The organism is Vannielia sp. ABF1_015 (assembly GCF_056160745.1).
The window spans coordinates 2,142,644-2,161,956 of sequence record NZ_JBSWXT010000001.1 but is presented as its reverse complement, the minus strand read 5'-3'; the positions used below and the strand labels follow the sequence as shown (position 1 = coordinate 2,161,956).

Below are 19,313 nucleotides of genomic sequence, written 5' to 3'. Positions count from 1 at the left end.
GTCTCAGACCCTTTCCATGTTGCGCTGCCACGCTTCGGGCAGCGCCCCCATCTCATCGGCCACCGCAGCATATTGCGGGGCCAGCAACCGTTGCAGGGCGGCGCGGCGGCTGTCATCCAGCTCCAGCTCCGGCCCCGCGTTAATCTTCTCACCCGTCTCCGCCTTCAACCGGTCGATCCCGAGAAAGTCGCACAGCGCCCGAACAGAGCCGGGCTTGAACAGGTCTTCGTAAAAGCCGCACATCACCCGTTCGCGGGGCAATGCAGCCAGCTTGGCCAGCACGGCGGCATAATCGCCACGCTGGGTAATATCGGTGTTCTCGCCCCGCAAGGCCTTGTCGAGCAACCGCAGGGCATAACCCTCCGCGTCATCCGTCTTGCCCCGCTCGGCACGCTTGCCAGCCATGAAGCGGCACTGGCTCCAATACCGCTCTACCGGATCGCGCATGAGGAAGATAAAGCGCGTGTCGGACACAAGCTCCGCCATCTCGCGCAAGCGCTTCTGCGGCAGCAGGCAGTAGCTCGGCGTGATATCGGCCACCAGTTTCGCCTCACCCGCGCCTTCATAAAGCAGGTCCAGATAAGTCCGGTGGTCACGCTCCCCGATGACCAGCGCCGTCAGCCAACGCTCCATCTGCTTGAGCCTCCGGCGCAGGCGCGGCACCCGCCCCTCCTGCTCTCCGGCTTCCACCCTGGCAATCCTGTCGCGCAGCCGGGTGATCTGGGCCACAACCTGATCCTTCTGCCAATCCGGCTTCAGCCCCTCGACAGTGTCCCAGTAATGCAGCTCCTTGGCGACCGGCATGGCACATTGCGGATGCGCGTCGAGAAAGCCGTGCAGCCAGCTTGTGCCGGTCTTCGGCGCCCCGATGGCAAAAAGCAATGTCGCCTGCGCGCTCACCAATCAGCCCTTGGCTTCTTCGGTTTTCTCGTCGCCGGGCAGAATGTACTCCGCCCCCTCCCAGGGAGACATGAAGTCAAACTGGCGGTAGTCCTGTGTCAGCTTCACCGGCTCGTAGACAACCCGCTTCTCCACCTCGTCATAGCGCACCTCGGTGTAGCCCGTGGTGGGGAAGTCCTTGCGCAGCGGATGGCCGCGGAAGCCATAATCGGTGAGCAGGCGGCGCAGGTCCGGATGGCCCGAGAACATGATCCCGAACATGTCGAACACCTCGCGCTCAAACCAGTTGGCGCTGGGATGCTCACCCACGATCGAGGGCACCATCTCATCCTCGCGCACCGCAACCCGCAAGCGGATGCGCTGGTTCTGGTACATGCTGAGGAAGTGGTAAACCACGTCAAACCGCTTGTCCCGCTCGGGGTAATCAACGGCGGTGATGTCCACCAGCGTCGAGAAGCGGCAGTTGGCGTCGGTCTTCAGAAATTCCACGAACCCGGTCAGGTTCGACAGCGCCACATCCACGTTCAGCTCGTCAAAGGCCACATCCCAGCCCGCCACGCAATCGGGGCGACGCGCCTCCAGATGCTGGCCGAGTTCGTTCAGAGCATCGCTCATCTTGTCGTCCCTTTCTGGGTCAGCGCACCAGCGTCCCGGTGCGGCGAATGCGGCGCTGGAGTTGCAGCAGGCCATACATCAGCGCCTCTGCAGTCGGCGGGCAGCCGGGCACGTAAATGTCCACCGGCACGATCCGGTCGCAGCCACGCACCACCGAGTAGCTGTAGTGATAGTATCCGCCGCCATTGGCGCAGGAGCCCATCGAGATCACATAGCGCGGCTCGGGCATCTGGTCATAAACCTTGCGCAGCGCCGGGGCCATCTTGTTGGTCAGCGTGCCAGCCACGATCATCACGTCACTCTGGCGCGGAGAGGCGCGCGGCGCGATCCCGAAGCGTTCGGCATCATAGCGCGGCATCGAGGTGTGCATCATCTCCACCGCGCAGCAGGCAAGACCAAAGGTCATCCAGTGCAGCGAGCCGGTGCGCGCCCAGTTGATCAGGTCTTCCGTCGAGGTGAGCAAAAAGCCCTTGTCCTGAAGGTCGCGGTTCAGGCTTTGCACCGCCACATCCTTGTCGGCACCCGCCGTCGTGCGGCCATAGGGGGCCAGCTCGCCCTGCACCTGTGGATCGGCAAACTGCGGCGGCGTGCCGGTCTTTTCCGTCACTCCCATTCCAGCGCCCCTTTCTTCCATTCATAGGCAAAGCCCACCGTCAGCACGGCGAGAAACACCATCATCGACCAGAAGCCCAGCATGCTGATATCCTTGAAGGCCACAGCCCAGGGAAACAGGAAGGCGATTTCGAGATCGAAGATGATGAAGAGGATGGAGACGAGGTAAAACCGCACGTCAAACTTCATCCGCGCATCGTCGAAGGCGTTAAAGCCGCATTCGTAGGCACTCACCTTCTCCGCATCGGGGTTGCGCACCGCCAGAACGGCGGCAGCGAGTATCAGCACCAGCCCAAGGCCAATGGCGATACCGAGAAAGATGACAATGGGCAGGTATTCCCTGAGCAAAGCGTCCAAAGCCGGCTCCTTTCTCGCGTGCCTCACAGGCGGTCCGTGACGGCCCCGGGGCACGCGCATCGTGGCTGTGTCCGGTCTTACTCCCGCCCCGGGAGAGGGTCAACCTGCACCCCCTTCAAATTCCCGGCTTTTCGCCCTGCGCTACTCCGCCGCAACCGGCAGCACCTCCGAGCGGGCGCGAAAGCTCTCCACCACATGCTCCGCCAGAGCCGCCGAACAGCAGCCCGGCTCCTCCTGCTCGATCATCCGAAGCTGATAGCGCCCGATCTCCTCAAACCCCTGTTCAGGGCCCAGCCGCTCCAGCTCCGGGGTGAAATTGCCCAGCGGCAACGGGCTCACCGCAAGGTCTGCCTCAACCGCCGCCAACAGCGCCTGCCCGCTCTCCGAGACATAGGCAATCCGTGACTGTTTTCCCACGCGACCAAGCGATTTCAATGACTTGCGCCGCCAGATGCAGCCCTCCTGCGCCAGCGCCAGCGGCACCGGGTCGGCCTTCCACGCCCGCCCGCCGCGCTTTCCGGCCCAGGCCAGCACCTCGTCGTGCACCACCCGGCCCGGCCCGCCCTCATCGGCGCACACTGTGTGCAGCGTCACATCCAGCTCGCCCGCCCGCGCTGCCTCCACCAGCCGCGCAGAGGTGTCCAGTGTCACCCGCACATGCACGCCCGGATGCGAGGTAGCAAAGCGCTTCAGGATCACCGGAAGCGCATTGGCCCCCATGTCCCCGGGCGCGCCCAACCGCACCTCTCCCGCCATCGGCGTGCCCGCAAACCGTGCAATCGCCGCTTCGCTCACCCGCATGATCTCTTCGGCATAGGCCAAAAACGCCTCACCATCGCCGGTAAGCCGCACCTCGCGCGGCAAGCGCTCAAACAGCACCCGCCCCAGCTGCTCCTCCAGCCGCTTCACCTGCATCGACACCGCCGAAGGCGTGCGCAGCACCGCCTTGGCCGCCGCGCTGAACGAGCCGGTGTCGTGGATCGCCAAAAAGGTGCGGATCAGGTCGGTGTCGATCATCTGCGGCGCCAGCATGGCATCTGCTTTCAATTTTTCTGAATGATACCGTCAATACTATTCGTTTGATTGAACTCACGTCAAGGCGCACCTTTCCCTCAATCGAAACGTCACCCGAAGGAACCAGCCAATGGCTCACATCCCCTACCACCCCGCCGAAGCCGCCCGCTTCCCCCACCTGCGCGCCCTCCTCGCCCGGATCGGGGCCGCCATCCGCAGCAATTTTGAAACCCGCGCCGCCATCCGCGCCCGCCGCGCCCGGATCTCCAAGGTCGAACGCCTGGATGACCGAATGCTGCGCGACATCGGCCTCACCCGCGATGATCTCAACTATGCGCTCTCCCACCCCGAAGCGCCCGACGAAACGCTCCGCCGCCGCGCCCTGTCCAACCGCAACGCCGATCTGGAGCGCCCACGCCTCAAGGCCCGCTAAAGCAAACGGGCCGCCCTCCCCCGAGAGCGGCCCCAATCTTTGACAGTTTGATTAAAATGCGCGCCGCCCGGTCCGCGCCTCCGCAAGTTTCATTTTCTTGCGCCAAGTACTCCCGGGGAGCGCGAGGGGCTGGCCCCTCGCTCCGGCCCTCACCAGATCAGCCCAAGCGCTGCAACAACGCGCGCGAGGGCTCTCCCGTCACCGGCAACCCGTTCGCCGCCTGATAGGCCCGGATCGCCGCCGCCGTCTTGTTGCCCAACACCCCATCGGCGGTGCCCGCATCAAACCCGGCGCGCGTCAGACCGGCCTGCAACCGCATCCGGTCCTTCTGCGTCAGCCCATATCGGTCGGGGCCAAACTCGGCCTTCAACCCGCCCCGCCCGGCGATCCTGTCGCTGAGGTAGCCCACCGCGAGGGCATAGTTGTCAGAGTTGTTGTAGCGCTTGATGACATTAAAGTTGTGCCCCACGGCAAAGCGCGGCCCGCCCGGATCGGGCTGAAAGCCCCCGCTGGTGGTCTCGCTGCCCCAACGCTCACCGCGCCGCCAGCCGTTCTTGGCAAGGTAGGCCGCCGTCGAGGCCAGCGCATCGCTCGGATCGTCGCTCCAAATGTCCCGCCGCCCGTCGCCGGTGAAATCCACCGCAAACAGCTGGTAGCTCGTGGGGATAAACTGGGTGTGCCCCATCGCCCCGGCCCAGCTGCCCACCATCCGCTCGGGCGTGGTGTCGCCCGATTGCAGGATGCGCAGCGCCGCGATCAGCTGCTTTTCAAAAAACGCACCGCGCCGCCCCTCATAGGCCAGCGTCGCACAGGCCGAGATCACCGGAATATCGCCGCGCCGCGTGCCATAGGTGCTTTCCACACCCCAGATCGCACAGCATATCTCCGCCGGAACCCCGTATTTCGCCTCAATCGCATTGAGCCGCCCGCGCTGGCGCGAAAACGCCGCCCGGCCCATCGCCACCTTCTTCTCGCTGGCCACCAGCGAAAGGTAATCCTCGAACGAACGTTTGAACTCCGCCTGATTCCTGTCGCGCTCAATCACCCCGGGAATGAAGCCCGCGCTCGCAAAGGCCCGGTCCACCACGCCCTGCGAAATGCCTGCGCCCACCGCACGGCCCTTGAACCGCGCCACCCATGCGTCAAACGCCGCATTGGCCACCGGCCTCATCGCCGGATCGGGCGCGCTCTGGGGGACGGCGTCAAAACCGTTCACCCCGCCACAGGCGCTCAAAAGCCCCATCGCCGCCGTTGATACCAAAAATCCGCGCCTGCTCGTAACGCTCAATGTCATCGGGTGTCCCCCCGTTGCTGACGTCCTCTTTTGCGCGAGCCTAGCCCATGCGCCGCGCCGCCCCAAGTGCGATCTGCACCGCAAAGCCAGCCGCAGCGCTCCGCCGCCGACCGCCGACCGCCGACCGCGCGACTCGCGCGGCCACATCATATCCCCACCCCGCCCGGCCCCGCGCCGCGGCTTGCGATCTCCCCTTTCCAAGCCCCGCCGCTCGGGGCACAAAGCGGCATGGCCAAATCCCTTGCTTTCACCTGCACCGCCTGCGGCGCGTCCCACTCCAAATGGAAGGGCCAATGCGACGCCTGCGGCGCGTGGGACACCATTCATGAAGAGGCCCCGCTGTCCTCTGGCCCCAAGGGCAAGGGGCTGGGCGCGAAGAAGGGCACCACCATCCCGCTGGCCGACCTCTCCTCACCCGAGGCCCCGCCGCCGCGCACCATGTCCGGCCTCGACGAGTTTGACCGGGTGCTCGGCGGCGGCCTCGTGCCCGCCTCCGCCACGCTCGTCGGCGGTGATCCGGGCATCGGCAAATCCACCCTGCTGCTGCAAGCCGCCGCCCGCTTTGCAATGGCGGGGCAAAAAACCATCTACATCTCCGGCGAGGAGGCCTCCGCGCAGGTCCGCATGCGCGCCCGCCGCCTTGGTCTGGCCGAAGCGCCGGTCAAGCTGGCCACCGAAACCTCCCTGCGCGACATCCTCACAACGCTGGATGCCGAGCGCCCCGACCTCTGCATCATTGATTCGATCCAGACCATGTGGTCCGACACGGTCGACTCGGCCCCCGGCTCGGTTTCGCAGGTCCGCGCGGCCTGCCACGAGTTGACCCAATTCGCCAAACGGCGCGGAACCGCCGTCATCCTCGTTGGCCATGTCACCAAGGAAGGTGCCATCGCCGGCCCCCGGGTCGTCGAGCATATGGTCGATACCGTGCTCTACTTCGAAGGCGAGCGCGGCCACCAGTTCCGCATTCTGCGCGCAGTGAAAAACCGCTTCGGCCCGGCCGATGAGATCGGCGTGTTCGAGATGACCGGCGAGGGCCTCGCCCAAGTGCTCAATCCCTCCGCCCTCTTCCTGTCAGACAATGAAACACCCGCCCCCGGCACCGCCGTCTTCGCCGGGATCGAGGGCACCCGCCCCGTGCTGGTGGAGTTTCAGGCCCTCGTCGCCCCCGCCCCCGCAGGCCAGGCGCGTCGCTCGGTTGTGGGCTGGGACTCGGGGCGACTGGCCATGATCCTCGCCGTGCTGGAAGCCCGCTGCGGCATCCCCTTCGCCGGGATGGATGTCTATCTCAACGTCGCGGGCGGCCTCAGGGTGTCAGAGCCCGCCGCCGACCTCGCCGTTGCCGCCGCCCTGCTCTCGGCCCGCGAGGATGTGCCCCTGCCGCCACGCATGGTGGTTTTCGGCGAGATCAGCCTCACCGGTGCCCTCCGGCCCTCCTCGCAAACCGAAAACAGGTTGAAAGAGGCGCAAAAACTTGGTTTCTCCTGCGCAACGCTGGCAGAGGGGTCAAAATCTACCTCCAGCGGGGGCATGGACCTGCGCAAAATGTCAGACCTCACGGGTTTCGTGGGCGAGATGTTCGGCGCAGGCTGACAGACCGGAAAGGCAAGAAGAGAGCACATGGAAGGCTTCACCATTTTTGACGCGGGCGTTGCCGTCGTCATCGTCCTGTCGGCGATTCTCGCCTACTCCCGCGGCTTCGTGCGCGAGATCCTCGCCATCGCAGGCTGGATCGGCGCCGCCGTGCTGGCCTATATCTTCGCGCCCCAAGCGGTGCCGCTGGTCAAGGAAATCCCTGTCGTGCAGGACTTCCTCGACAATTGCGAACTAGCCACTGGCGCGGGCTTCGTCGTGGTCTTCGCCATCGGCCTCGTGATCTTCGCGCTCTTCACCCCGCTCTTTGCCAGCCTCGTGCAACGCTCCGCGCTCAACGCGGTCGATCAGGGCCTCGGCTTCGTCTTCGGCGCCCTGCGCGGGTTGATCCTCGTGGCCATCGCGCTGGTGCTCTATGATTTCATCGCCGGTTCCGAGAGCCTCGCCTTCGTCGATGACAGCCAAACCTCCAAGCTCTTCGGCTCCGCCAAAACCCGGATCGACGGCGAAATCGCCGATCAGGAAGGCGTGATGAACTGGTTCCGCGAAAAGTTCGAAAGCCTGACAGATCGCTCCTGTGGCGCGCCTGCCGCCGCACCGGCCGATCCCACGGCCCTGCCCGATCAGCCTGCGACCGACGGCAACTGATCGCCCGATAACACCCCAAACACACGCGGGCTGCGCATTCTTTACGCAGCCTGCACCCCCATCGTCAGCCCTTCGTGTCAAACGCCCGTTACAAAGGGATGACAGCGCCCGCGGCAAAGGTTAAACGGGGGCATCGCTCACAAAGCCGGATTCGGAGCTGCCCCTTGCCCGACCATCAGCGCGGTCAACCCGCCCTGCCACCCGCCCATCCGTTCGATGACGACAAGCTCCGCGAGGAATGCGGCGTTTTCGGTGTCATCGGCGTAGAACAGGCTGCCAATTTCACCGCCCTCGGGCTGCACGCGCTTCAGCATCGCGGACAGGAGGCGGGCGGCATCGTCAGCCACGATCCCGAACAGGGCTTCAACTCCGCCCGCCGCTTCGGCTACGTGCGCGACAACTTCACCAAAGCCTCACTGATGGACACGCTGCCCGGGCCGCTCTCCATCGGCCACGTGCGCTATTCCACCGCCGGCTCCAAGGGCAACACGCAAATCCGCGATGTGCAGCCCTTCTTCGGCGAGTTCTCCATGGGCGGCGCCGCGATTGCCCACAACGGCAACATCACCAATGCCGGAGCCCTGCGCCGCGAGCTGATCGAGCGCGGCTCGATCTTCCAGAGCTCCTCGGATTCCGAGTGCATCATCCACCTGATGGCCCGCTCGCTGCAACGCGACGTGCCCGCACGGCTCGAAGATGCGCTGCGCCGCGTCGAAGGCGCGTTTTCCATCGTCGCCATGACCCGCACCAAGCTGATCGGCGTGCGTGATCCGCTCGGCGTGCGCCCGCTGGTGCTCGGCAAGGTCGGCGACGGCTGGGCCCTGAGCTCCGAAACCTGCGCGCTCGACATCATCGGCGCAGAGTTCGTCCGCGAGATCGAGCCCGGCGAAATGGTCGTCATCACCAAGGATGGCGTCGACAGCCGCCGCCCCTTCCGCTCCAAGAAGGGCCGCTTCTGCATCTTCGAGCACGTCTACTTTTCGCGCCCCGATTCCATCCTCGGTGGCCGCAGCGTGTACGAAACCCGCGAAGCCATCGGCCGCGAACTGGCCAAGGAATCCCCGGTCGACGCCGATCTCGTCTGCCCCGTGCCCGATTCCGGCACCCCCGCGGCCATCGGCTTCTCGCTCGAAAGCGGCATCCCCTACGCGATGGGGATCATCCGCAACCAATACATGGGCCGCACCTTCATCGAGCCCACCGAGCAAATCCGCAACATGGGCGTGCGCCTCAAGCTCAACGTCAACCGCGCGCTGATCAAGGGCAAACGCGTGATCCTTGTTGATGACTCGGTCGTGCGCGGCACCACCTCGCGCAAGATCAAGGAAATGATCCTCGACGCAGGCGCCAAAGAGGTGCACTTCCGCATCGCCTCGCCCCCCACCGCATGGCCCTGCTTCTACGGCGTCGATACGCCCGAGCGCAGCAAGCTGCTGGCCGCCAACATGAGCGCCGACGAAATGGCCGACTACCTCGGTGTCGACAGCCTCAAGTTCATCTCGCTCGACGGTCTCTACCGCGCCGTGGGCGAGGCCAAGGGCCGCGACCCGAAAAGCCCAGCCTATTGCGACGCCTGCTTCTCCGGCGAATACCCGGTCGAGCCCGCCGACATGATCGAGCAGGGTTTCGAGATGAAAACCGCCGCCGAATAACCCGGAACAGCCGTCACCCTCGGGCCTGACCCGAGGTCCTCCCGACCACGAGATCCTCGGGTCGAGCCCGAGGATGACAGCCCCACCGCTGCGAAGAGCGGCCGCGCCGCAGGCAAGGCCCCGATGAGCCGCCCTGCCATTCCCTACCGCCGAAAATCCTCCGCCTTCAGCCCGTGCTTGGCCAGCTTGTCGTAAAACGTCTTGCGCGGCAGATGCAGCGCCGCCGCCGTCGCCGTCGCATTCCCGTTCTGCCGCCCCAGCGCGGCGGCAATCAGTGACTTCTCCACCCGCGCCATCTGCTCGGCCAGCCCCAGTTCTGCCGCCTCCTGCGCCTCGCCGGGCATGCCCAGCACAAAGCGCATGGCCGCGCTCATCAGCGAGCGCGCGTTGCCCGGCCAGTCCTGCGCCATCAACCCGGCCAGATGCTCCTCGCTCACCTCTGGCTCCGCGATCCCCGCTTGCTCGGCGGCCTGCGCCACGTAATGGCGAAACAGCACCGGGATATCCTCGCGTCGTTCCTCCAGCGTCGGAATCCGCACCTGCATCACGTCGAGCCTGTAGTAGAGATCGGCAGCAAACCGGCCCGCCTCCATCTCAGCCACAAGGTCGCGGGTGGTTCCGGCAACGATCCGCGCCTCCCCCGGTGCCTCCAGCCGATCCAACAGAACAAGTTGAGCGGATGCAGGCAAGGCGCTGATTTCATCCAGAAAAAGCGTGCCCGCCCCTACCGCCTCAATAGCCGCATCCAGCCGGGCTTCATCCAGCGAGGCGGCAAGGCGCTTGACGAAGGGCTGCGGCGCGGCGGGCGACATGATGTGGATCACCTCGGCAATCTTCGCCGTCTGCGAGCCGGGCCCGCCGGTCACCAACACCTCGGCCCCGGCCCTTGCCACCGCCCGCACCTGCGCGCGCAGCGCCTGCGCCTCTGCCGAATGGCCAAAGATCATCCGCGAGGCCGCATCGCCCCGCTCCAACTCCCGCTTCAGCCGCCGGTTCTCCAGCACCAAGGCCCGCGCCTTCAGCGCCTTCTCGACCACGCCCACCAACTCCTTGGGGCCGCAGGGCTTTTCCAGAAAGTCAAAGGCCCCCTCGCCAATCCCCTTCACGGCCATCGGCACGTCACCCTCGCCGGTGAGCAGGATCACCGGCAAATCCTCGTCGCGCCGCCGCGCCTCGGCCAGCAAAAAGAACCCGTCGCGCCCCGGCATCCGGATATCGCTCACCACCACGCCGTCAAACTCCGGCCCGATGTGGTCCTTCGCCTCAATGTAGCTGCCCGCAAGGATCGCTTCGATCTCGGCCAGTTCCAGCGTCTGCCCCAGAGCCTCGCGCACCGCCGCATCGTCATCCACCACCAGCACACGCCGCGCTCCGCTCATGCCGCCACCTCCATATCGGCGGGCTGAAGCTCAACCGTAAACTCCGCGCCGCCGCCCTCCCGGTTCACACCCCGGATGTTGCCGCCAAAGCTCTGCACCAGCCCGTAGCTGATGGAAAGTCCCAGCCCCATGCCCTCGCTCGCGCCAACCTCCTTGGTGGAGTAGAACGGGTCAAAAATACGGTCCGGCTCCGCAATGCCCGGGCCGGTGTCGCGCACCTTCAGCCGCACCGACGCGCCGGGCTCAATGGCAATGCCCAGCCGCGCGCCCTCGCGCCCGGCCATCGCATCAATCCCATTGCTGACAAGGTTGAGCACCACCTGCTGCAAGCGCACCTCACCGCCCCGCACCATCACCGGCGCGCCCGGGGCGGCCCAGTCCAGCGCAACACCCACCTGCGCCATCCGGCCCTCGACCAGCTCCAGCACCGTCTCCACCACGGCCCCCAGATCCACCCGGCCAATCGGCTCGCTCTCCTGCCGGGCGAAGGCCCGCAGGTTGCGGATGATCCGCCCCATCCGCCGCGCAAGGTCTCCAATCCGGCCAAGGTTCTGCGCCGCCCGCTCCGGGTTGTCGCGCTCCAGAAAGCTCTCCGCGTTCTCGGCAAAAGAGCGGATCGCCATCAGCGGCTGGTTCAATTCGTGGCTGAGCCCGGCGCTCATCTGCCCCAAGGCGCTCAGCTTGCCCGCCTGCACAAGCTCGGCCTGCGCCCGGCGCAGCGCCGCCTCGGCCTCCTTGCGCTCGCGCACCTCGCCCTCCAGCCGCACATTCGCAGCCTGAAGGGCCGCCGTCCGCTTCTCCACCCGCGCCTCCAGCACCGCATTCGCCCGCGCCTCAACACCCAGCCGCTCGGCCAGGGCACGGCGGCGCTCACTGAGCAAAAACAGGAAGGCCCCGAAGCCAAGGCACAACGCCGCGACAGCCGCCGCCGCCAAAGCACCAAGCCGCAGCGCGGGCGCGAGCGAAATCAGCGCCTCGCCCCGCATCCCGATCACCGGCAGATCCTGCGTCAAATGCAGTGCGGCTCCCGGAATATAGGGGCCCCCATCCACCCACCACAGGTCGCGCCCCTCTGCCTGCCATGGCCGAAACGGAAAGAACGGCTTCAGCTCCGCCCCCTCATGCACGCCTGCGCCCTCCACGCCGCCACGGCGCATGAACAGCAGCTCGGTGCGGTTGGCCACAAAAACAATGCCGTCACTGTCAGTGTAGAATACCGGCACCGGATCGCCCGCCCAATCCAGCTCGATCAGCCGCAAATCGGCCTGCACCACGACAATGCCCATCACCGGCCCGCCCGGCGCAAAGATCGGCGCGGCGTAGGAATAGAGCCGCTTGCCGCTCGCCGGGTCCACCCGATGGCTGCTGCCCAAAGCGCCCTGCCGCGCACGGGCGATCTCGGGGCCATCCAGCCGCACAGGCGCGGCCCCCGCCTCGCCCGTCGCGGCCAGCACCCGCCCGCCAAGATCGGTGAGATAGATCGCCGCGCTGCCCGTCATATCGGCATGGCGCACCAGCAACGCCGAAACCCGCTCCGCCGCGCCGCGCCCCGCAACCTGCGCGCGCGGCTCGGGCCGGTCGGCCAGCGCCACCGCCAGTTCTGCATAGCTCTGCAACTGGGTCGCAAGCCGCTGCGAGGTGAGCCGCAAATCGCTCTGCCCCCGCCGCTCCACCTCGTCCAGCGCCGAGGCAAAGCCACCCCAGCCCGCCGCCACGCTGAGCAGCGCCGCCGCAACAAGGTAGAGCAAGATAACAAGCCAGCGTCGCGTCATTCCTCTTCCTAGACAATTCGCCGCCCATCTGAAAGCGTCGCCGCCATGCAGGCGCTTTCCCAATCCCCCACCGATCCGGCCTTCGTGCAAGACCCATACCCCTTCTATCACCGCGCTCGCGCCGCCGGTGACCTGTTTTACTGGGAGGACTACGGGCAACTGGCCGCAGCGGGCTACGCGCAGGTGAAACGCCTGCTGAAAGACCGCCGCCTTGGCCGCGAGATGCCGCCCGATCTCGCGCCCCCAATCCCGCCCCGCCTGCAACCCTTCTACGACGTCGAGGCCAACTCGATGCTCGAACTCAACCCACCCCGCCATACGCGCCTGCGCGGGCTGGTGCTGCATGCCTTCACCTCCGCCACCGTCGAGGCCCGCCGCCCCGCGCTAAAGGCCCTCTGCGCCGATCTCATCTCCGCCTTCCCCTCCGGCCCCTTCGACCTGCTCGACGCCTTCTGCCGCCCCCTGCCTGTCATCACCATCGCCGCGCTTCTGGGCGTTGACGTGGCCCGCGCGCCCGACCTGCTCGCATGGTCCAACGCCATGGTCGGCATGTATCAGGCCGGCCGTACCCGCGAGATGGAAGACGCGGCTATCGCCGCCACCCACAGCTTCACCGCCTTCCTCGCCAAGGAGATCGCCCGCCGCCGTGCCGCCCCAACCGAAGATCTCATCTCGCAACTCATCGCCGCCGAGGAAGCGGGCGAAAAGCTCACCGCCGCAGAGCTCACCTCCACAGTCATCCTGCTGCTGAACGCCGGGCACGAGGCCACGGTGCACAGCCTCGGAAACGCGATAAAAATCATCTGCGAACAACGGCTTGCAGACCACGCCTCATCCAGCGAGAACGCCCCGCTGCTCACCGAAGAAGTGCTGCGCTACGCCCCCCCGCTCCATATTTTCGAGCGGATCGCCTCTGAGGATTTCGAGATCTACGGCACCCCCATCACACGCGGCCAGCGCATCTCCTGCCTGCTCGCCGGGGCCAACCGCGACCCAGATGCCTACCCCAACCCTGACAGTTTCAACCCCACCCGGCGCGGGCCCTCCAACATGGCCTTCGGGGCCGGGCTGCACTTTTGCGTCGGCGCGCCGCTGGCCCGGCTGGAACTGCAAGTCGCCCTTCCCGCGCTCTTCTCCGCCTGCCCCGGCCTCACCCTCGCCGCACCGCCCCGCTACGCTTCGGTCTATCACTTCCACGGGCTGGAATCCCTCAGCGTCACCGCCTAACCTTCCGGGCATTGCTTCAGGAGTTTCCCATGCGCGCCGCCCTTGTTTTCCTCGCCCTTTCCTTGCCCGCCACCGCGCAGGAGCGGGTGCTCACGCCCGAACGCGCCACTGGCTATGACGGCATCATCACCCAATGCGTCACCCTCACCCGCGAGGCCTATGCCAACGATATGTGCGCTCCGATGGCCACCCATGTCGCCGGTATCGCCGCCAAGGCAGACCTCGCCCACCTGCACCTCGGCCTCGTCGAATGGGGCTTCGGCACAGATGAATATGCCCCCACGCCGAGTGACCTGCCGATGGTCGCCCCGGTCAACCTCACCTTCTACATTCGCGGCGTCTCCGGCCCCGCCGGTGCCATGGTTTGGGCCTCGCTCTACCGCGAAGTCCCCGAGGGGCGGCTTGTCCTTTGGGAGGATTCCGGCCTCGGCGTAGGCGAAGAAAGCGTCATCCGCGATGGCCTATCCACCGGCATAGGCCGCAAGCTCCAGCCCGTGCTCGAAGCGCTCGCAGAGGCAAATTAGCCTTTCCGCGCAAGTCGTTCATTTAACGCAAAAAATCACGACCACCACGGCCGCGCACAAGGCCCCGCCGCTCTCACTCCATCGCCACCGGAAGCGCCGTGGTGCTCTTGATTTCCTCCATCGAGAGCAACGCCGTGACGTTGTGAATTTTCACCTCGCCGATCAGCGCCTGGTAAAATTCATCATAGGCCCGCGCATTCGTCACCTGCACCTTCAGGATATAATCAATATCCCCCGCCAGCCGATGCGCCTCCAGCACCTCGGGCCGCGCACGCAGCGCTTTCAGGAACTTCTGCTGCCAGTCCGCCTCATGTTCGCTGGTGCGGATCAGCACGAAAAAACACGCCTCCAACCCCAGCGCCTCGGCGTTCAGCAGCACGGTGTTCTGGCGGATCACCCCGGCCTCGCGCATCTTGCGCACACGGTTCCAAACCGGCGTCTTCGAACTGCCTACTTTCTTGGCAATTTCGTCCAAGGATTGCGCAGCGTCACTTTGCAGTTCTGCAAGGATTTTCCGGTCGATCTTGTCCAAACGGACAGACATTCGCATTTCTCCTGCATTGATAGAATTCCGACCCACCACGGGAGTTTCTCGGAACGTTTTTCCCTAACTGCCGCGAAGCCCTGCCAATTACCAGAACAAAATTCTACATTCTGCCCAAGCAACAGGAGCCGCCGCCATGCAGCATTTCCCGATCTTCCTCAACACCCGCAATGAGCGCGTGGTGCTTTCGGGTGGGGGCGAGGCAGCGCTGGCCAAGCTGCGCCTGCTCACCAAGACAGAGGCCGATCTGCACGTCTACGCCGCCGATCCCCACGCCGACCTGCAAACCCTCGCCGCCGAAGGCCGCATCACTCTGCACAGCCGCGCCGCCCGCACGGGTGATTTCGCAGGGGCCCGCCTCGCCTATGGCGCCAATGAGGATCACGCCGAAGACACCCGCATCAAGTCACTGGCCGAGGCCGAAGGCGCGCTGGTCAACATCGTCGACGATCTGCACAACAGCCAGTTCATCACCCCCGCCATCGTCGATCGTGACCCGGTGACAGTGGCGATCGGCACTGAAGGCGCCGCGCCCGTGCTGGCCCGCGCCATCAAGCGCGACCTTGAAGAGCGCCTGCCCACCTCGCTGGGCCTGCTCACCCGCATCGGCAAGGCCTTCCGTGCCGCCGCCGACGCGCTACCGATGGGCAAGAAGCGCCGCGACTTCTGGGCCGAGTATTACTTCGACAAAGGCCCCAAGGCGCTCGCCAAGGGCGAAGACAACGCCCGCACGGCGCTCGATGGGCTGCTCACCCGCCACCTCAACGAAGCCCCCGAACCGGGCGAGGTCGCTTTCGTCGGTGCTGGCCCGGGCGATCCCGAAATGCTCACCCTCGCGGCCCGCCGCGCGCTCGATGAGGCCGAGGTCATCATTCACGATGGTCTCGTCTCCCCCGAAATACTCGAACTCGCCCGCCGCGAAGCGCTGATGATCGACGTCTCCAAAAAGGGCTTCGGCAAGAGCACCCCGCAAGAGGCGATCAACGCGCTCATCGTCGGCCATGCGCTCAAGGGCGAAAAGGTCGTGCGCCTCAAGGCGGGCGATCCGGTCATCTACGGTCGCCTCGATGAAGAGCTGGATGCCCTCGCCCCCCACGGCATCGCCACACGCATCTTGCCCGGCATCACTGCCGCCTCCGCCGCCAGCGCCGCCCTCGGCCAGAGCCTCACCAAGCGGGGTCGCAATTCCGATCTTCGATTTCTGACCGGGCACGACACCAAGGGCTTCACCGAGCAGGATTGGTCCGCCCTCGCCCGACCCGGCAATGTCGCCGCCATCTACATGGCCAAAAAGGGCGCGCGCTTCCTTCAGGGCCGCCTGATGATGCACGGCGCGGCCCCCGAAACCGATGTGACCGTGGTCGAAAATGCCTCGCGCCCCGATATGCGCGTGCTGCACACCACCCTCGCCGCCCTGCCAGACACAACCGAGGGCCTCGACGGCCCGGCGGTCCTCCTCTATGGCCTCGCCCCACGCGACGCTGCCGATGCTCTCGAATTGAAGGTTGCCCAGTAATGCCCAAGCCCTTTACCCCCAAGGTCGTCACCGCCAACGCGCTCATCGAGGGCGATGTGATCTACCTGACGAATAACGGCGAATGGTCGCGCCGCCATGAGGATGCCCGGCTCTTCACCGATGAAGCCGCGGCCAACGCCGCCCTGGCCGCCGCCGAACTGCAGGCCTCCGAAATCGTCGGGGCCTACCTTGCCGACGCCACCTCCGGCGCACGCGGCCCCGAGCCCACACACTTCCGCGAGGCCTTCCGCGCCACCGGCCCCTCCAACTATGCCCACGGCAAACAGGTGGATCTCTGATGTATAGCTATACCGACTTCGACGAAGCCTTCGTCCGCACACGCGTCAGCCAGTTCCGTGCTCAGGTCGAGCGCCGCATCAGCGGGGCCCTCACCGAAGACGAGTTCAAGCCGCTGCGCCTGATGAACGGCCTCTACCTCCAGCTGCACGCCTACATGCTCCGCGTGGCCATCCCCTATGGCACCATCTCGGCCCGCCAGATGCGCCAGCTCGCCTTCATTGCCGACAAGTGGGACAAGGGCTACGGCCACTTCACCACCCGCCAGAACATCCAGTATAACTGGCCCGCGCTGAAAGACGTGCCCGACATGCTCGAGGCCCTGGCCGACGTACAGATGCACGCCATCCAGACCTCCGGCAACACCATCCGCAACGTGACCTCCGACCACTTCGCAGGCGCCGCCGGCGACGAGATCGAAGACCCGCGCCCCTACGCCGAGCTGCTGCGCCAATGGTCCACCGACCACCCCGAATTCCAGTTCCTGCCCCGCAAGTTCAAGATCGCGGTGACAGGGGCCGAGGCCGACCGCGCGGTGATCCGCAGCCACGACATCGGCCTCCAGATCGTCGAGCAAAACGGCGAAACCGGCTTCAAGGTCATCATCGGCGGCGGACTTGGCCGCACCCCGATGATCGGCAAGGTGGTGCGCGAGTTTCTTCCCAAGGAAGACCTGCTGCCCTACTGCGAGGCCATCGTCCACGTCTACAACACGCTCGGACGGCGCGATAACAAGTACAAGGCCCGCATCAAGATCACCGTCCACGAGAACGGGATCGACACCATGCGCGACCTCATCGAAGCGCGCTTCACCGAGATCCGCCCTGAGTTCACCGGCGTCGATCAGGAGCTTCTGGCCGGCATCAAGGCCCAGTTCGCCACCCCGCCGCTGCGCGAGGGCGATACCGCCGCCTATGACGCCGCCTATCAGATGGACCCGATCTTCCGCGCCTGGGCCGATACCAACCTCACCGCGCACCGCGATGCGGACCACGCGATTGTCACAATTTCGATAAAGGCCCACGGTAAAACCCCCGGAGATGCAACCTCCGACCAGATGCGCCTGATGGCCGAACTGGCGGAAGAGTATGCCCACGGAGAGCTGCGCATCAGCCACGAGCAGAACGTCATCCTGCCCCACGTCCACAAGGGCGACTTGCCCGCGATCCACGCGGCACTCAAGGCCGCCGGGCTCGGCACCGCCAACATCGGGCTTGCGTCAGATATCATCGCCTGCCCCGGCATGGATTACTGCGCGCTGGCCACCGCCCGCTCGATCCCGATTGCTCAAGAAATCGCCACCCGGGTCGACGAGCTGAAGATCGAGCACGAGGTCGGTGAGCTGAAGATCAAGATCTCCGGCTGCATCAACGCCTGCGGCCACCACCACGTCGGCCACATCGGCATCCTCGGGCTGGATCGCGCGGGCGTGGAGAACTACCAGGTCACGCTCGGCGGCGATCACACCGAAACCGCCGCCGTCGGCACCCGCATGGGCCCCGGCTTCTCGGCGGACGAGATCGTGCCCGCCATCGAACGCCTGATGCTGGCCTACCTCGACCTGCGCGACGCGCCCGAAGAGACCTTCCTGCAAACCTTCCGCCGGTTGGGGGATGCGCCCTTCAAGGCCGCCCTCTACCCCGAAAGCGAGGCCCGCAATGCCGCGTGATACCGTCACTGGCGTGACCGACGAGGTGGCCGAAGCCCGCGCGAGCGCCGAGGCCAAGGCGCTCAACGAGCGCTTTGCCGGGGCCTCCGCGCAGGAGGTGCTGCGCCACGCCCTCACCGATCCGGCGATGGGCCGCATCGCCACCGTCAGCTCCTTCGGGGCCGAGTCGGTGGTGCTGCTGCACATGATCTCAGAGATCGACCGCGCCGCGCCGGTCCTCTTCATCGACACCCAGATGCTCTTCGAGGAAACCCTGCAATATCAAACCGATGTTGCCGAAAAACTCGGGCTGACCGGCATCGAGCAGATCCGCGCCGCCGATGTGGACCTCTCCGCGCAAGACCCCGACAACACCCTGCACCAGCGCGACACCGACGCCTGCTGCGACCTGCGCAAAACCGTTCCGCTTGCCAATGCCCTGCTGGCCTATGACGGCTGGGTGACGGGCCGCAAACGCTTTCAGGCCGAGGCCCGCGCCACGCTGGATTACTTCGAGAGCGAAGGCCCCCGGATCAAGATCAACCCGCTCGCAGGCTGGTCGGCCACCGAGCTCAAGGCCTACATGGATGAGCACGATCTGCCCCGCCACCCGCTCGTGGCCAAGGGCTATCCCTCCATCGGCTGCTGGCCCTGCACCACGCCCGTCAAAGAGGGCGAAGACGCCCGCGCCGGGCGCTGGCGCGGCGAAGACAAGGAAGAATGCGGCATCCACTTCATCGACGGCAAGGTCGTGCGCGGCCCCCTGCCCGAGAGTGAAACCGCTCCCGAAAGGAAGAGTGCCTGACATGACAAACGTGATCGTCACCGACACCGGCTTTGCCGCCGATGACTGGGCCCACCCCGTCACCCCGCTCGCCGAGCTGGACAGCACCGAAGCCGGTGCCCCCGCGCTGGCCGTGGATCTTGCACCCGGGGATGACCCGGCAGCCCTTCAATCCCGCCTCGACGGCATCGACCTGATCCGCATCGCCTTCCCGAGCTTTGCCGATGGCCGCGGCTTCACCCATGCCAAGGCCCTGCGCCGCATGGGGTTCGCCGGGCGCCTTCGGGCCGCGGGCCATGTGATCTCCGATCAATACGCCATGGCGCGGCGCTGTGGCTTCGATGAGGTCGAAATCTCCCCCGATCTCGCCGCCCGCCAGCCGGAGGCCGAATGGAAGTTTCGCGCCGACTGGCAAGCGCATGACTACCAGTCCCGCATGCGCGCCTGAGCCGCCTCGAACATATTCAGAAACCCTGATACAGATCAAAGCACCAAGGAGCCGCG

20 protein-coding genes are annotated in these 19,313 nt (G+C 65.9%); 11 read left to right on the top strand and 9 right to left on the bottom strand.

Annotation, left to right across the window (positions count from 1 at the left end; genetic code table 11):
- Positions 1-3: 3 nt before the first annotated feature.
- The 5 genes from ACXAG6_RS10820 to ACXAG6_RS10800 all read right to left on the bottom strand — a co-directional run bounded on the left by ACXAG6_RS10820 (position 4) and on the right by ACXAG6_RS10800 (position 3,516).
- Complete coding sequence (locus ACXAG6_RS10820) at positions 4-900, bottom strand: sulfotransferase family protein (protein WP_475337514.1); 897 nt, start codon at positions 898-900, stop codon at positions 4-6.
- A 3-nt stretch (positions 901-903) separates the two neighbouring features.
- Positions 904-1,515, bottom strand: coding sequence for an NADH-quinone oxidoreductase subunit C (locus tag ACXAG6_RS10815; RefSeq protein ID WP_140013902.1), 612 nt, complete (start codon positions 1,513-1,515; stop codon positions 904-906).
- 19 nt (positions 1,516-1,534) lie between these two features.
- Entirely contained in the window at positions 1,535-2,128 is a 594-nt protein-coding gene (locus ACXAG6_RS10810) for a NuoB/complex I 20 kDa subunit family protein (protein ID WP_254695464.1), read from the bottom strand.
- Positions 2,119-2,484 (bottom strand): NADH-quinone oxidoreductase subunit A, encoded by a 366-nt coding sequence (locus ACXAG6_RS10805; protein WP_140013901.1) that lies wholly within the window; start codon positions 2,482-2,484, stop codon positions 2,119-2,121. The genes ACXAG6_RS10810 and ACXAG6_RS10805 overlap by 10 nt, the downstream gene beginning before the upstream one ends.
- Positions 2,485-2,625: 141 nt before the next feature.
- Positions 2,626-3,516: a LysR family transcriptional regulator gene (locus tag ACXAG6_RS10800; RefSeq protein WP_140013900.1), complete on the bottom strand. Its 891-nt coding sequence runs from the start codon at positions 3,514-3,516 to the stop codon at positions 2,626-2,628.
- 112 nt (positions 3,517-3,628) lie between these two features.
- Between ACXAG6_RS10800 and ACXAG6_RS10795 the strand changes: the two genes are divergently transcribed.
- On the top strand, positions 3,629-3,931 hold the full coding sequence (locus ACXAG6_RS10795; RefSeq protein ID WP_475337512.1) for a hypothetical protein: 303 nt from the start codon (positions 3,629-3,631) through the stop codon (positions 3,929-3,931).
- Positions 3,932-4,088: 157 nt separating this feature from the next.
- Here ACXAG6_RS10795 and ACXAG6_RS10790 read toward each other — a convergent pair whose 3' ends face one another.
- Positions 4,089-5,174, bottom strand: coding sequence for a lytic murein transglycosylase (locus ACXAG6_RS10790; protein ID WP_475337510.1), 1,086 nt, complete (start codon positions 5,172-5,174; stop codon positions 4,089-4,091).
- Positions 5,175-5,453: 279 nt separating this feature from the next.
- Here ACXAG6_RS10790 and radA point away from each other — a divergent pair, with 279 nt between their 5' ends.
- The 3 genes from radA (at position 5,454) to purF (ending at position 9,118) form a co-directional block, all read left to right on the top strand.
- On the top strand, positions 5,454-6,818 hold the full coding sequence (gene radA / locus ACXAG6_RS10785) for a DNA repair protein RadA (RefSeq protein ID WP_475337509.1): 1,365 nt from the start codon (positions 5,454-5,456) through the stop codon (positions 6,816-6,818).
- A 27-nt stretch (positions 6,819-6,845) separates the two neighbouring features.
- Positions 6,846-7,466, top strand: coding sequence for a CvpA family protein (locus ACXAG6_RS10780; RefSeq protein ID WP_140013896.1), 621 nt, complete (start codon positions 6,846-6,848; stop codon positions 7,464-7,466).
- Between the two features lie 194 nt (positions 7,467-7,660).
- On the top strand, positions 7,661-9,118 hold the full coding sequence (purF, locus tag ACXAG6_RS10775) for an amidophosphoribosyltransferase (protein ID WP_254695502.1): 1,458 nt from the start codon (positions 7,661-7,663) through the stop codon (positions 9,116-9,118).
- 143 nt (positions 9,119-9,261) lie between these two features.
- Here purF and ACXAG6_RS10770 read toward each other — a convergent pair whose 3' ends face one another.
- Positions 9,262-10,497, bottom strand: a complete 1,236-nt coding sequence (locus tag ACXAG6_RS10770) for a sigma-54-dependent transcriptional regulator (protein ID WP_475337507.1) — start codon at positions 10,495-10,497, stop codon at positions 9,262-9,264.
- Complete coding sequence (locus tag ACXAG6_RS10765; protein WP_475337506.1) at positions 10,494-12,269, bottom strand: ATP-binding protein; 1,776 nt, start codon at positions 12,267-12,269, stop codon at positions 10,494-10,496. Before ACXAG6_RS10765 ends, ACXAG6_RS10770 begins: the two co-directional genes overlap by 4 nt.
- Positions 12,270-12,314: 45 nt before the next feature.
- On the opposite strand from ACXAG6_RS10765, the gene ACXAG6_RS10760 reads away from it, so the two are divergent.
- Together ACXAG6_RS10760 and ACXAG6_RS10755 are read left to right on the top strand one after the other, a co-directional pair.
- Positions 12,315-13,496 carry a cytochrome P450 gene (locus tag ACXAG6_RS10760; protein WP_475337504.1) on the top strand — a complete coding sequence of 394 codons (1,182 nt, stop codon included), beginning with the start codon at positions 12,315-12,317 and terminating at the stop codon, positions 13,494-13,496.
- Positions 13,497-13,525: 29 nt separating this feature from the next.
- Positions 13,526-14,020 carry a hypothetical protein gene (locus ACXAG6_RS10755; protein WP_475337502.1) on the top strand — a complete coding sequence of 165 codons (495 nt, stop codon included), beginning with the start codon at positions 13,526-13,528 and terminating at the stop codon, positions 14,018-14,020.
- Positions 14,021-14,093: 73 nt separating this feature from the next.
- Here the strand turns inward: ACXAG6_RS10755 and ACXAG6_RS10750 are convergent, their stop codons facing one another.
- Positions 14,094-14,564: an Lrp/AsnC family transcriptional regulator gene (locus tag ACXAG6_RS10750; RefSeq protein WP_140013890.1), complete on the bottom strand. Its 471-nt coding sequence runs from the start codon at positions 14,562-14,564 to the stop codon at positions 14,094-14,096.
- 136 nt (positions 14,565-14,700) lie between these two features.
- On the opposite strand from ACXAG6_RS10750, the gene cysG reads away from it, so the two are divergent.
- From cysG to ACXAG6_RS10725, 5 genes are read left to right on the top strand one after another with little or no spacing between them, the layout of a single operon-like run.
- A complete protein-coding gene (cysG, locus tag ACXAG6_RS10745) occupies positions 14,701-16,080 on the top strand; it encodes a siroheme synthase CysG (RefSeq protein WP_475337500.1) in 1,380 nt (459 codons plus the stop codon).
- Positions 16,080-16,379, top strand: coding sequence for a DUF2849 domain-containing protein (locus ACXAG6_RS10740; RefSeq protein ID WP_140013888.1), 300 nt, complete (start codon positions 16,080-16,082; stop codon positions 16,377-16,379). The genes cysG and ACXAG6_RS10740 overlap by 1 nt, the downstream gene beginning before the upstream one ends.
- Complete coding sequence (locus ACXAG6_RS10735) at positions 16,379-18,046, top strand: nitrite/sulfite reductase (protein ID WP_475337498.1); 1,668 nt, start codon at positions 16,379-16,381, stop codon at positions 18,044-18,046. The genes ACXAG6_RS10740 and ACXAG6_RS10735 overlap by 1 nt, the downstream gene beginning before the upstream one ends.
- Entirely contained in the window at positions 18,036-18,830 is a 795-nt protein-coding gene (locus tag ACXAG6_RS10730; protein ID WP_475337496.1) for a phosphoadenylyl-sulfate reductase, read from the top strand. The genes ACXAG6_RS10735 and ACXAG6_RS10730 overlap by 11 nt, the downstream gene beginning before the upstream one ends.
- 1 nt (position 18,831) lies before the next feature.
- On the top strand, positions 18,832-19,257 hold the full coding sequence (locus tag ACXAG6_RS10725) for a DUF934 domain-containing protein (RefSeq protein ID WP_475337494.1): 426 nt from the start codon (positions 18,832-18,834) through the stop codon (positions 19,255-19,257).
- Positions 19,258-19,313 lie beyond the last annotated feature (56 nt).